The sequence below is a fragment of the Janibacter sp. UYMM211 genome, from assembly GCF_040547045.1.
GTDB lineage: Bacteria > Actinomycetota > Actinomycetes > Actinomycetales > Dermatophilaceae > Marihabitans > Marihabitans melonis.
This window is the reverse complement of sequence record NZ_JBEPOY010000001.1, coordinates 634,707-649,017: the sequence shown is the minus strand read 5'-3', so window position 1 is coordinate 649,017 and position 14,311 is coordinate 634,707. Positions and strand designations below refer to the sequence as shown.

7 protein-coding genes are annotated in these 14,311 nt (G+C 70.2%); 5 read left to right on the top strand and 2 right to left on the bottom strand.

Going from position 1 to position 14,311, the window contains the following annotated elements:
* Positions 1–10: 10 nt before the first annotated feature.
* The 5 genes from ABIB53_RS02910 (at position 11) to ABIB53_RS02890 (ending at position 9,774) form a co-directional block, all read left to right on the top strand.
* Positions 11–2,983: a glycosyltransferase family 4 protein gene (locus tag ABIB53_RS02910; protein ID WP_354587052.1), complete on the top strand. Its 2,973-nt coding sequence runs from the start codon at positions 11–13 to the stop codon at positions 2,981–2,983.
* Positions 2,980–3,864, top strand: a complete 885-nt coding sequence (locus tag ABIB53_RS02905) for an ABC transporter permease (RefSeq protein WP_354587051.1) — start codon at positions 2,980–2,982, stop codon at positions 3,862–3,864. Before ABIB53_RS02910 ends, ABIB53_RS02905 begins: the two co-directional genes overlap by 4 nt.
* A 64-nt stretch (positions 3,865–3,928) precedes the next feature.
* Complete coding sequence (locus ABIB53_RS02900) at positions 3,929–4,744, top strand: ABC transporter ATP-binding protein (RefSeq protein WP_354587050.1); 816 nt, start codon at positions 3,929–3,931, stop codon at positions 4,742–4,744.
* 23 nt (positions 4,745–4,767) lie between these two features.
* Entirely contained in the window at positions 4,768–7,029 is a 2,262-nt protein-coding gene (locus tag ABIB53_RS02895; RefSeq protein WP_354587049.1) for a DUF6270 domain-containing protein, read from the top strand.
* A 93-nt stretch (positions 7,030–7,122) separates the two neighbouring features.
* Positions 7,123–9,774, top strand: coding sequence for a heparinase II/III domain-containing protein (locus ABIB53_RS02890; RefSeq protein ID WP_354587048.1), 2,652 nt, complete (start codon positions 7,123–7,125; stop codon positions 9,772–9,774).
* On the opposite strand, the gene ABIB53_RS02885 is transcribed toward ABIB53_RS02890, so the two are convergent.
* Together ABIB53_RS02885 and ABIB53_RS02880 are read right to left on the bottom strand one after the other, a co-directional pair.
* A complete protein-coding gene (locus ABIB53_RS02885; protein ID WP_354587047.1) occupies positions 9,767–10,519 on the bottom strand; it encodes a DUF6270 domain-containing protein in 753 nt (250 codons plus the stop codon). The genes ABIB53_RS02890 and ABIB53_RS02885 overlap by 8 nt on opposite strands.
* Positions 10,516–14,271, bottom strand: coding sequence for a glycosyltransferase (locus ABIB53_RS02880; protein ID WP_354587045.1), 3,756 nt, complete (start codon positions 14,269–14,271; stop codon positions 10,516–10,518). Before ABIB53_RS02880 ends, ABIB53_RS02885 begins: the two co-directional genes overlap by 4 nt.
* Positions 14,272–14,311: the final 40 nt, after the last annotated feature.

Below are 14,311 nucleotides of genomic sequence, written 5' to 3'. Positions count from 1 at the left end.
GGGCAGAGCTGTGCGCATCCTCTTGCTGACCCACCACTACCACCCCGAGATGGGTGCTCCCCAGCAGCGCTGGGCCGGTCTCGTCGAGAGCTTCGTCGCCGCAGGTCACCAGGTGGCCGTCCTCACCCCGCCGCCCCACTACCCGTCCGGCCAGGTCTGGCCGGACGAGGAGCGATACGCCCCCGGCGTGGTGCACCGCGGCGAGCACGGCGAGGTCGTCCACCGGGTGACCTACCGTCAGACGACCGGCGACGTCTGGTCGCTGCTCTCGGACCAGGTCCTCGCCGCTGTGCACTCGGTGCTGGTGGCTCGTCGCTTCCGCGGAGACGGCCGACCCGACGTCGTCGTGACCACAGTGCCCGCGCTCCCGTCCCTCGTCGCCGGTGTCGTCACGTCACGGCTGCTGCGTCGCCCTCTGGTCGTCGAGATGCGGGACGCCTGGCCTGACCTGCTCGCCGTCATCGACCAGTGGGACGGCGCTCCTGTCCGCCGTCAGCGCACGGTCAAGCGTGCCCTTGCGAGGATCGCTGCTGTGGGGACGAGCACCTTGCAGCGGCAGGCATCCGTCGTCGTCACGACCACCCACTCCTTCGCGGAGCGTCTGCGCGAGCGCCGCTTCCGCCACGTCCGCGTCGTGCGCAACGCCGCTCACCCCTTCACCGTCGACGGCTCGCACGACGTCGAGCCCGAGGACGGGGTCCTCAAGGTCGTCTACGTCGGCACGGTGGGTCGTGCTCAAGGGCTCGAGACGGCGGTCGCGGCCGTGCGTCTCGCCCGCCTGCGCGGCGTCGAGGTGGCCCTGCGGGTCGTCGGCGGCGGAGCCGGTCGGCGGCTGGTGCAGATGGCGGCGGCCCAGGCCGGAGTCGAGGTGGACGTACGTCATGCGGTGCCGCGCTCGGAGGTGCCGGACCACTACGCCTGGGCGGACACCGCTCTCGTGATGCTGCGGGACTGGCCGGGTCTGCACCTGACGATCCCGTCGAAGGTCTACGAGCTGATGTCCGCCGGGTTGCACATCACCGCGAGCGTCAGCGGCGAGGCCGCCGACGTCGTCCGGGACTCCGGAGCCGGCGACGTGGTCCCCGCGGCCGACCCCGACGCGCTGGCCGACCTGTGGGTGCGTCTGGCGCGTGCCAGCACGCGGCCGACGCCGTCGGAGCGCGCCGTCGACTGGGTGCGGACCCACGCGACGCGGGACGTCATCGGCGAGCAGTACCTCGCCCTGCTCGGCGACATGCACGTCGTGACCGGCGCTCGCGGGGTCGGCGCCCGCGGCCGCGCATCCACCCTGGCGCGCAACGTGGCGCTGCTCGCGCGCACCGGTGCTGAGCACCTCCACGACGACCCCGTGACGTTCGCCGTGCTCGTCAGCCGTCGGATGCCGCCGTCGATCCGAGGCTCGGTCGCCGACGCGCTGCTGCAGATCGGGTCCCGTCCCGATCTCACCGCGCTCGCCCACGTGCTGGCGGACCGGCCCGAGGACGCGAGGCAGGTCCTCGCTCAGGCAGAGCCCTCTCGCCTCGTCGACGAGCTCGAGCTGGTCGTCGACGGGACGACCCGTCGCCGAGGTCGGGCTCAGGCCCGTGCCCTGTGGCAGGCGGGCCACCTCAGCGAGGCGATCGAGGGGCTGACGGCCGGTCGGGGCGCCTCTGACCAGCGGTACGCGACCCGCCTCTGCTCCGAGCGGATGTTGCTGCAGCCGGGGCGGACGATCACCGTCGACCCCCCTACCTCACCCCGAGTCAGCGGACGACGCCTCTCCGTGACGCACGTCCTCACCAACTCGCTGCCGCACACGTCCTCGGGGTACGCCCTTCGCACCCACTCGATCCTGCAGGCGCAGCGCGCCGCCGGGATCGCCGCGCGCGGCATCACCCGGCCGGGATACCCCGTGACGATCGGGTCGGTCGCCGCGCCGGCCACGTCCTACGTCGACGCCATCCCGTACCACCGCGTCCTGCACAGCCGGCTCCCGCAGACGGTGGAGGGCCGGCTCGAGTTGTGGGCGGCCGACATCGCGTCGCTCAGCGCGCGGTCCGGCGCCGACGTCCTGCACGCGACGACTCACTACCCGAACGCCATGGCGACCCAGGCCGCCGCTCGGTCGCTCGGGGTGCCGTGGGTGTACGAGATGCGCGGCCAGCTGGAGAAGACCTGGGCTGCCTCGCGCCCCGGCGAACTCTCGGTCGAGGCGCTGGGGTCCGAGCGCTACCGGCTCTGGCGGGCCAAGGAGATCGAGATGGCGTGCGCGGCGGACGCCGTGGTCACCCTCTCGGAGTCGATGCGGGACGACCTCGTCAGCCGCGGCGTCCCGGCCGAGCGGGTCACGCTGGCCCCGAACGCCGTCGACGCGACCCTGCTCGTCGACGCGCCGCCCGCCGCGCAGGCACGAGAGCGGCTGGGGCTGCCGACGGACGGCGTGTGGGTGGGGACCGTGTCCTCCATCGTCGGCTACGAAGGCCTGCACACCCTCGTCGACGCCATTGCTCTGGCTCGCCGCGGCGGCGTCGACGTCCGGGGCGCGATCGTGGGCGACGGGGTTGCCCGCCCCGCGCTCGTCGAGCAGGTCCGCCGGCTCGGTCTCGAGGACCACGTCGTGCTCCCAGGCCGGGTGTCGCGAGGCGCGGCCCGGCTCTGGCACCAGGCGCTGGACGTCTTCGTCGTCCCCCGCGTGGACTCGGAGGTGACCCGGACGGTCACCCCGCTCAAGCCCATCGAGGCGATGGCCATCGGTCGCCCGGTCATCGCGAGCGACCTGCCCGCACTTGCAGAGATCGTCGAGGCGCCAGGGAGCGGGGTCCTCGTACCGGCAGGTGACGTCGACGCCCTGGCGCAGGCCGTCGACCGTCTGGCGAGAGACAGGGATCTGCGCGGCGACCTCGGTCTGCATGGCAGGCTCTTCGCCGAGACGCGGACGTGGAGCGCTCTCGCGCACCGCTACGAGGAGCTGTACCGGACGCTCTCGGGGAGGGAGGTCAGATGACTGCCGCAGACCCGGCGACCAGCCCCAGGACGTCGACGACCTACGTCGACGTCAGCGACCTGCATCCCGTCGGGGTCCGTCCGCCCCTGGGTCGATATGTCGCCGACCTCTGGCGCCGCCGCAGCTTCGTCGTCGCGGACTCGCGAGCGCGGACCTTCACGAGCAACCGCGACATGCTGCTGGGTAACGCCTGGCTCGTCGGCAAGCCGCTCCTCGACGGCGCGACCTACTTCGTCATCTTCGGGCTCCTCTTCGGGGCGAGGGAGGGCATCGAGAACTTCATCGGCTTCCTGCTCATCGGTGTCTTCCTCTTCGGCTACTCGTCGCGCTCGCTCACGACCGGCATCGGCTCGGTGGTGGCCGGCCGAAGCCTGATCCGCACCTTCTCCTTCCCGCGGGCGGCGATCCCCGTGGCGACATGGCTGCGCGAGACCTTCACCAGCCTGCCGATGGTCCTCACCCTGATCGTCCTCGTGCTGGCCATCCCACCCGGGGCGCCGGTGACCATGACCTGGCTGCTCTTCCCGGTGGTCCTCGCCCTGCAGGCGGCATTCAACCTCGGCCTCACCCTCTACGCAGCCCGGTTCGGCTCGCTCCTCCCCGACAGCAAGATCTTCGTCGGGGCCTTCAGCCGCCTGTGGATGTACGGGTCCGGCGTGATGTTCTCCATCGAGCGGCTGACGGCGGGCCATCCCCGCGTCATGGCCATCTGCGAGATCAACCCGCTGTACTGCGTCCTCGAGCTCGCGCGCGACACACTGCTATACGGGACTCCCGGGGATCTCAAGCTCTGGCTGGTCCTCGGGGTGTGGGCGGTCGTCACCCCGCTGCTGGGCTTCGTCTACTTCTGGCACGGTGAGGAGCAGTACAGCCGTGAGTGACAGCCCGACGCGGACCGACGACCCCCTGGTGACCGATGCGTGCGTCGTCGTCAAGGACCTCCGCATGACGTACCGCGTCATCTCCGACGAGGACGACGGGCATCGCAGCCGACGTCGGCTCTGGAAGCGCGCCCAGAGCGTCCACGCGCTCCGCGACGTCAGCTTCGTCGCACGCCGGGGCGAGGTCATCGGCATCGTCGGCCACAACGGGTCGGGCAAGTCGTCGCTGCTCCGCATCATCGCCGGTCTCGAGACACCGACCTCGGGGACTGTCCTCGCGACGAGCGACCCGACCTTCCTCGGGGTCAACGCCGCCCTCATCCCCGAGCTGACGGGCGCGAAGAACGTCCGGCTCGGTCTGCTCGCCATGGGGCTCGACCCCGCTCAGGCGGACGCAGCGGTCGACGACGTCATCGAGCTCGCTGCGCTGGGCGACGCCATCCAGCGCCCGATGAAGACCTACTCGTCCGGCATGGGAGCCCGGCTGCGCTTCGCGATCGCCGCCGCAGCCCAGCCCGACATCCTCCTCATCGACGAGGCGCTCGCGACCGGAGACGCAGCGACGAAGGCCCGCAGCGAGGAGCGCATGCGTCAGATCCGCGATCAGGCAGGCACGATCTTCCTCGTCTCGCACGCCGCGCAGACGATCGAGGAGATGTGCACGCGCGCCCTGTGGCTGCACGAGGGCGAGCTCATCGCCGACGGGCCGGCTCGGGAGACGGCCAGGATGTACCGCTGGTGGGCGTGGAACATCGCACAGGGCGAGGAGGAGAAGGCGGCGGATTACCTCACGGCAGTCCTTCGCAAACATGTGCAGACCCAGATCACCTTCTCGGTGCCCCGTCGTCGACGAGCACGCCTCCGCAGGGCGGACGGGTGACACCCGGGATCCGGCGATCGGCCATGTCGGACGACGTCGACTACAGCGCGCACGGCGAGGTCCGGCGCTGGTCCGATCTTGCCTCCTTCGCCGGGCAGGGCCTCGCGGAGCCAGGAGTAGACGTAATTCGACTGCCGTCCGGCGGTGCCGTCGAGGTCAAGGTCAGCGGAGCCGGTGGCCCGATCGACACGCGTCTTCCGATCTTCTTCACAGGTGCGGTGAGCGACCGACGCGGCAAACGACCTCCCTTCTTCTCAGGCGTGCAGATGGGTCGACTTGTCGGAGGTCAGTTCATCTCGATCGCAGATCCGCTCGTGAGCACCCACCACGAGGTCAACCTGGGCTGGTACGTGGGGAGGGCAGGTGACGACGTGCAGGAGACCCTCGCCGGGGTGCTCGAGCACCTCCACATCACGACCGGGCGGGAGCTCCTGCTCGTCGGTGGCTCAGGCGGAGGGTTCGCCGCGCTGGACCAGGTGCGTCGCGCCCGAGTGCCGATCTCAGCTCTGGTCTGGAACCCGCAGACCGACATCCTTCGGTACCTCCCGAGCGCGGTCGATACGTTCCTCGACGCGGCGCTGGGCGAGTTTGCGGATGGGCCGGTCCCCAGGGATGGTGCGGCCCGCCAGCGGCTCGCAACATTGGGTGGGCTCGACCTGCACGTCTTGAGTCGGCCGAACCGTCCGGATATCGCCCGCGCCGATACCCTCGTCCTGCAGAATGCGACCGACTGGCACGTGCAAGCGCACCTGGGGCCATACCTGGACGCCGGTGGGTTTGTGGACACCGGCCACGGGCTGTGGACCTCTGGCACGGGCGCCTGCCTGATCGCGGACTTCGCCAAGGGGCATGCGGTGCCACCCCGCCAGGTCCTCGAGGATGCTCTCCTCGCGATGGTGAAGGTGGGATCGGACGCCAGGGATGTCGCGGTCGAACTCAGGAACACTGGCATGGCTCCGAGTCCGCCCTCGGGCACCCTCCCGAGCGATCTTCGGGGGCGAGTTGTGGCTCCGTTGCGGTCGGCGGGGCCGCGCCTGACGGTCGACGAGTGCGGAGTCCGCAGGCTGTGGTTCAACGAACCCGCCCGGCTGCCTCCCGGGTCGGTCGCGGAGTTCGGACCCTCTGGGCGCACGCTTCCGGGCAGCCTGCCGTCCTCCGGATCGGCATGGCACGCGGACGACGGGGCACCCACCCGTGTCGCTCTTCGCGACGGGCTGGGCCACGTCATGGAGGAGATGGAGCTGCCCGCCTGCCCAAGCTTCGAGGAGCCGGCGCTGCTTCTCGTCGGCAGCTGCGTGTCGCGCGACCTCATTGGCTTCATGTCGCCTCCCGTCTCGCTTGTCGGCTATCACGCCAGGCAGAGCCTGATCAGTGCCTTCGCGCCGGGCCGTCCTGCACCAGCGGAGGTCGACCAGCTCGCGAGCTCCTTCCAACGGCGGATGCTCGCCGCTGACTTCCGGAGCGATCTGCCCGAGCGTGTCCGGGTGTCGGCGAGCAGCGTAGACGCGGTCGTCTGGGATGTCGTCGATGAGCGGCTCGGTGTCTTCGTGCATCCGGATGGCTCGGTGACCACCGACACGGTGGAGTGGCGTCGGCTGCATCCCGATGGACGTCCTCCCGCGGGCGCTCGAAGGGTCGCCTTCGGGACGGCGGAGCACAAGGCGCTGTACCGCGACGCGCTGCAGCTGTGGCGCGCGCTGCTCGTGGAGACTGGCCTCCTACGGCGCACGATTCTCCTTGCCCCGAGGTGGGCTGCTCGGACGACGAGCGGTCAGGTGGTTCCCCCCAGCTTCGGTGTCGAGGCCGAGGAGGGGAGCCGGGTGCAGTCCGACTACGTCGACATGATCCGCGAGATCGTCGGGGTGGCAATGGTCGGCACCGACGTCGAGACGGTAGCGGGCGACGACCACCGGTGGGGTGCGGCGCCATTCCACTTCGACGACCAGACCGAACGCGTCCTGGCCAGGTCGGTCCTCGACCACGTGCGCGACCGCAGTGCCCCGGGCGGGGTGACGCGGACCTCTGATGGCGTGGTCCTGAGCGTCGGACCCCACGGGACTGGGGGGATCGTCGCTGCGAGCATTGCGCCTCGCGGTGCGAAGGTGGCGTTCCACCTCGTCCATGACGGCGCCAGGGTCGATGCCACGACTTACGGACCCGCGCGGTCGCACACCTTCTGGGGGTGCCCTGATGGACGGTGCGTCGTCCGGATGTTCGTCCTGCGCCCGGATGGAACCCGAGAGTCCGTGGTCTCGGTGAGCGTCTGGGTCGGTGGGTCACGGTGAACAAGCCCTGAATTACAGTGTCGCCATGCGTACAGCACGTCGTCGCCTCTGCGGAGGGCTCGGCTCCTCGAGGACCGGGCAGGGGACGCGCACGTGACGTCCACCGAGGCGCTCGAGCGCCTGCACGAGGTCGTGCGCGACCGTCTCCCGAAGGGGGAGGGGGCAGCGAGGCGCAGAGCGCTCCGCTTCCTCGAAGAGCAGGTCGTCGAGTCACCGCAGTTCGGTGACATCCCTTACGACCGAGGATCCATGTGGGACGAAGGGATGAGCCGATCTCGGTCGCGATATGTGCACGGCTTCCTCTGGCTGGCTGACTGGCCGGCACTGGTCCGTGCAGACCCAGCCGCGGCGCGAAGGGCCTACGAGCTGTCCCTCGACTGGTACAGCAGATCGCGAGCCTGGCGTTCGCTCGACGCCCATATGGCCTTCCATGACGAGACCACCGCGCAGCGCCTGACGATGCATCTCGGAGTCATCGAAGCCCAGTCCGACTGGCTGACTCCCGCCGAGCTGGACGGTCTCCACGGAATTGTCGACAAGACCGCCGACCTGCTGGTTCGCGACGACTTCCACGGCGGTCTGAACAACCACGGGATGTTTCAGGACATCGCCCTGGTGAACTGGGCCGGTATGGCGTCGTGGGCTCCTAGGCGCAAGCGCGCGCAGTATCTCGACCTGGCTCTCGAGCGTCTGGCCAGCTATTTCAGTCATGCGTTCACTCATGAGGGCGTGCACATCGAGCACGCGCCGAACTACCACCTGATGGTCGTCCGTCATCTGCAGGCTCATCTCGATGTCGTCAGAGCAGTCGACGACTCCAGGTCGGGGGGGCTGAGTGAGCTGCTCGCAGGGACGCTCGCGTACGCCACGCACGCCGTCGGGCCCGACGGTCTGTACCCGCTCGTCAGCGACACCACGCGCCAACCGCTTACCGGGGCCGCACGGGGGCTAGGAGACCCGTCGCTCCTCTTCGCCGCGACCGGAGGCAAGCAGGGTCGAGCGCCTGTCGGCAGGACCCATGTCGTCCCGGCATCCGGGTACGCCATCCATCGCAGCGCCTGGGGGGACTCCGAGGCCACCTTCATCTTCTTCAGCTGCGCGTACAACGGGCCCTTCCACAAGCACGCGGACGAGAACTCGCTGCTGGTCCAGCATCGGGGGCTCGACCTGATCTCGGAGGCGGGTCCGAACGGATACTCATACGACGACCCTTTGACCCGATACGGCTACTCGCAGTTCGCGCACTCCACGCTGGTCGTGGACGGGCAAAGCGTGCCGCGGACCGGCGGACCGACGAGCACCGTCGACATGCGGGTTGGCCGTGAGCAGGACGGCTTCTGCGTGACGGGTCGCAACGGCCGACTCCGGGACGGGGTCGAGCACGAACGCACGGTCGACGTGCGCGACCATCCGGACGCCCCCACCATCGATGTCACGGACGTCGTCAGGGCGCCCGACCCGCACCGCTATGACATCCTCTGGCACGTCGGCGCGGACCTCGAGGTCGTATTGCACGGCCAGGGGTACGAGCTCCACCACCAGGGGCAGAAGGTGATGGACGTGACGTGGGAGGCGAGCACCGCGACCCGCGTCTCGATCCGCCGTGGGGAGGGCGGGTCGAGTCCGCAGGGCTGGCGGTTCCCCGTTATGGGTCGGGCCGAGGCGTCGGACGTTGTGGTTGTCAGTTTCGAGGGGACCGATGTCGAGCTCACCACCAAGGTCCGTCTGGCGGACTTCGCCTACCGCGACCGGCAGGTGAGTGGCCGGACGGGCTGGCGTCGGTGGTCTGGGTCCGAGGTCGGGCTCAACTACCTCCCCGTGCACGGGCGACGGGACCGGCTCGTCGTCGCCTTCACCTCCATGCACCAGGTCGGCGACTTCACCTCCAACTACAAGCCCACCGTGGATGCGGCCGGGGTGGAGGCGCGTTTCGTCCTTGACGACTGGGGCGACCAAGGGTGCTACTACCTGCAGGACCATGGAGATCGTGCGGTCTTCCGCTCCGTGCAGGCGTTCATCCGTCATGAGCTCGAGGAGCTGGGACTGACCCCACGGGATCTCCTCTGCATCGGCTCTTCGAAGGGGGCGACGGCAGCTCTGTTGCACGGGCTCTCGTTGGGTGCGGGAGAGATCTTCGTCGGTGCGCCGCAGACGCGTATCGGCAGCTTCCTCAGCAAGCCTCACCCGAATGTGCTCCGGTTCATGACCGGGCGCACCGACGAGCAGGCCATCGCTGACCTCGATCGGGTCCTCTACGACCTGGCGACCACGACGGCAGATACCTGGGCCGACTCGAAGATCACGGTCCTCGTCGGAGATCGAGACCATCACTATCGCAACCATGTCCTCCCCTTCGCCGCGCATGTCGCGGACCTCCCGGGTGCTCTCGACGTCGTCCCACTGCCGGGCCTCACTCACGCAGACATCGGTCCCGCCTATCGCGACGCGTTGGCTGCGCGTCTCAGACACCTGATGGCTGACGATCCCGAGGATGGTGATCTGACTGTCCGGTCGGTGGCGTCAGCCCGGCGAGTGACGGCGCTCGCGTTCGGGGGGAGTGGGACGGAGTTCGCCGCCAGACTCTTCAGGGGAGCCGATCATGTGCGCTCGGTCCCGTATTCCACGTCCCGGTCCATGACCTTTGGCGATGTGCCACCCGGCCGATATCGCGCCAGGGTTTTCGCACGCGACGAGGACGGCGACATCGTCGATGCGAAGACTTCGGACTGGGTGAACGTCACCTAGAAGATTTAGACGAGATGCGGATGCGCTCGGCGAGGAAGGCGTAGGCCGCGTCCGTGTAGTGAAAGGGACTCGTGCCCCACCTGTGGTGCAACGATGAGACCGCCAGATCGGCCGGCAGCTCCACGGTCTCGAAGAGACGCGAGAGCCGTTCGTGATAACGGCGGTACTGGTGGTTCGCCTCGTCCGGCGGCATCATCCAGGCCGGAATCTCTAGGCGCGCGCCGGTGTCGTCATGAGTGGCCCAAGGGGTCACGAGGACGACTGTGCGGTCCGTGAGGCCCAAGCGCCCGATCTCGGCCGCGATGCTTCCGATCGAGGATGACCACATTGCGAAGTGGGCGTCGGTGCCCAGCCGTAGGTGCTGGCCGCCCCCGGTCGCCCGCGCCCCTCCCGCGGACCACAGCTCGTGCAGGCGGGTGACGACGCCCTCGCCGACCCGCACAACCCCGGATCGCTCGTCGACTAGATCAATGACGAGCTGGTCAACTGAGGCCGCGTGGTCGGAGAGCTCGCTGAGGAAGTTGCCCTCGAGGTCGCCGAGGACCATCCGGCGCTGGAAGGCCGACTCGATGGGGTCGAGTCGCTCGGCGACCCCCACGGCGGGCCGTCCGACGCTGATCGCAGACTGCCGGGCGACGTAGCGCAAGACCTCGTGGGTCGAATGCATCGTGTCGAGCGTGTCCCGCGAGACGCAGCTGCCGTAGATGAAGGTCCGTACGAGCTCGGACGAGGTCGGGTCGCTCATCTCGCCGTGCCTGTGATGAGCTCGGTGAGCGCGGTCCGCGTCCGCTCGGCGGAGAACATCTCCCGTGCGCTGGACCGGTAGTCCTCGCCCGAGCGCTCCGTCGTCGCGATCCGCTCGATCAGCGACTCGACGTCGGCGCTGATCCACTCGCGCGGGTAGACGCGATCCGCGCCCGGCCACGCGAGCAGGGCCGGCAGCGCACCCGAGGCGGCACCGTCGGCGATCGTCAGGTGGAAGGACTCGAAGTCGCTCGTCGAGAGCGCGACGCCGACGCCCTGGTACCACTGCGCCATGTCGTCGCCGTGCCCGTCGAGCACGACGGCACCGGGTCGCTGCGCGTTGATCTGCTCGATCCGGGCGAACTGCTCGTCGTAGTACGACATCTCGTCGGGGCGCTGAGCCATCCATGGGTAGTCCGACGGCGTCTTGCCCTTGATCCGGAGCCGGTAGTCCAGTCCCCGGTCGTGGAGCCCCTCGAGGACGTCGAGCGCCCGGTCGAGCCGCTTGGGCCGGGCCACGATGCCGACGAGGCCGAGGGTGGTCTCCGCTCCCGGGTCCTTGGGCAGGTCGAGCGCGTCGACGTCGACGGCGTTGGGCACGACGTGCGCCTTGCCCTGGGGGACGCCGTGGCTGGCGACGGCCGCGTCGCGGATGAGGTCGCCGACGAAGACGTAGGCGTCGACCTTCGAGTGGTCGATGCTCGCGAGATAGGGCCGGCGCAGCTCCTGCGAGTGCACCCGGACGACGAGGCGCTGCCCGGGCAGGAGGTGCTGGCTGTACCAGACGGCGTTGCCCAGGCCCCACTCGCAGACGACGGTGTCAGCCCCCTGCAGCAGCTCGAGGGAGCGCTCCTCGTCGTGGTGGGCGTGGTCTTGCCACTCGTCGATCTCGACGTCGTGGCCCGCGGCCCGCAGGTCGCGGATCATCGCTCGGGCGAACTTCAGGTCGTGACCGGCGACGACGACGCGCTGCGCGCGCCGCACGGTCTCGACGGGGTCGGATGCCGCGTCGGTCGGCGGCGTCACGGGCAACGGCAGGGTGAGCCGCAGGCCCTGGGCACCGGGCGCACCGCAGGCGGCGCGGACCGGGTCGTCGGCGTCCGCGTGCTCGCGCAGCAGGTCGGCCCGGACCAGCGAGAGCCCGGTCGCCGGGTCCGAGGTCGGCACGGCGAAGGGAGACCCCGCCGCGTGCTCGGGGTCGGTCGCCCCAGCGATCCGAGACCAGTCGCCGTAGCTCGTCGCGTGGAGGAGGTCCTCGACGGTGGTGCGGCCGCCGATCGCCTCGTCGGCCCGGAGCACGAAGTCGGTCCCGGCCGCGCTGGCGAGGTCGCGCCCGTCCCAGTCCACGACGTCGACGCCGAGCGGGGCCAGGCGCTCGCGCGCCGAGGACGCGTCCCCGACGACGAGCACGCGGGCCGGCAGCACCGACTGGAGCGCCAGCGAGTCGAAGACCTCGGTGCGGAAGTCGTCCGCGACGACCGCGTAGGACGGCAGCATCTGCGCGCGCACGGGGATCCCAGCGGTCCGGGTGAGCAGGAGCATCGCGCTCGTGACGGTGTGGGAACGCAGGACGGTGCGCATCTGGCGCCAGGCCTCGCGGAGGCGGGCCTGCGGGTCGGTGGACCACAGCCCGAGCGAGGCGCGCCAGACGTCGCTGTCACCGGTCGCCGGGATGGTCGGCCCGAGCGACTCGACGATGCCGCGACCCGGCCCGGAGAGCACGACACCGCCGCAGGCGGCGACCTCGACCACTCGTCGGGAGAACATCGTCGGCGAGTCGCTGACCGAGTTGACGTTGAGACCGGCCAGGTGGGCCTTGTAGGAGTCGATGACCTCGTCGTAGGGGAGCGACCCGCGCACGTTGCCGCGGAAGATCGCGGGGAAGTGGTATGGGGAGTCGGGGATCGCGGCCTGCCGGTCGTAGATCGTCAGGCCGAAGGGCTTGGCGACGGTGAGCAGCCGGCTCAGCTCGGCTGACCGGGCGGGGTACCGCTCGCCGTAGTACGTGCCTGCGTACGAGACCGACGGGTCGTAGGCGCGGGCGCCGGGCAGCGGGTTGTGGATCTTGGGCTGGGCGTAGAAGGGCAGGCCCGAGGCGGTCCGGACCGTGCCGACCCCCGCCGCGAGGTACCGCGGCACGCAGCTCGCGTCGGTGGTAAAGACGTGGTCGCACAGCGAGGCCGTGGCGATGAAGCGCTCGATGTGGACCGGGTCCTCCTTGTTCCAGAAGACCGAGGGGATGCCGAGCTCGCGGGCTCGCTCGAGCAGGGCGACGACGTCGGCGTGCTCGTCGTCGTCGTAGCGGCCGATGCCGCGGTGCCACTGCCCGTCGTTGCCCTTCCAGGCCGACTCGACGAAGACGAGGTCGAGTCCGTCGAGCTGGTCGCGCCACCCGTGCCGGTCGAGCGGGACGAGGTCGAAGGTCGGCCGCAGGGTCTCGGTCGTGAACTCGTCGGCGATGATGCCGACGCGCAGCGAGGCGAGCTGGCGCTCGTGCGAGTCGTCGTGCGCGCGGACCGCCTCTGCGGCGCGGGAGTGCGCGTCGCGGAAGGAGTCCGCCACACGCAGCCAGGTCCGCTCGTCGACCGTCCAGAGCCGGCCCCGTCGGCCGAGGTCGGCGCGCAGGTCCTCGTCGGCGAGGAGCTGGCGAAGGGAGCCTGCCAGCGCCCGGGCGTCGTCGGCCGGCACGAGCAGGGCGCGCTCGCCGTGCTCACCGGCGAGCGTGCGGTGGGGGGAGACGTCGGAGAGGATGACGGCCTTGCCGCAGGAGAAGGCCTCGAGGGGCTTGAGCGGGGAGACCATCTCGGTGACGGGCAGGGACCGTCGCGGGCACGGCATGACGTCGAAGAGGCTGATCATGCGCTGCATCTCGCTCGCCGGGACGCGCCCGACGAAGCGGACCATCTCGCCCAGCCCGAGCTCGGCGACCTGAGCCTTGAGCCCCGGCTCGGCCGACCCGGAGCCGGCGAGGACGAGCTGGGTGTCCACCCCTTCGTCCCGGAGCATCGCGACGGCCTCGACGAGCAGGTCGAGGCCCTCGTAGGCGACCATCGACCCGGCGAAGCCGATGACCGGCACGTCCGTGCGCACGCCGTGGGTGCGGGCGTAGGCCTCGTCCTTCGGCAGGGGCATGAAGACGGTGGGGTCGACGGCGTTGGGCGCCAGCGAGATCTTCTCCGCCGGGACGCCGCGCCGGATGAGCTCCTGCCGGGTCTCCTCGGTGATGGCGAGCACCGCGTCCGCCTCGGACGCGACGAGCGTCTCGAAGTCGGCCTGCTGCTGGTAGCGCTCCGTCTCCTCCCACCCGGGCTTGGCCGAGGCCTCGGTGATCTCCCAGAGACCGCGGACCTCGTAGACGAAGGGCACCCCGACGCGTCGCGCGGCGATGAGGGCGGCGAGACCGGTCACGTGGTTGGAGGCGGACTGGATGAGCGAGGGCCGACGCAGCCGCGCCTCGCGGACGAAGGCGTCGGCGCAGGCGAGCACGTAGTGGTCAGCAGGGCTGGTCTCGAGGCCGGGGCCTGGGAGGTGGGTGTACTCGACGTCGTCGATGACGCTGACCTGACGTCGTCGCGGCGGTGCGGACCGGTCGGTCTTGGTGCTCCACGGGTAACCAACCCGCGCGGCGACGGCAACGTCGAGACCTGCAGCAGACAGACCGGAGAGCACACCCTGCGTGCGCGTCGAGTAGCCGTTCGTGTTGTAGGCGGGGGTGGAGTGCGCGCAGTACAGGATCCGTCCGGGCTCTGCCATGTACGCGCTCCCGCTGGCGCGCGGGGGGATCAGAACCCCG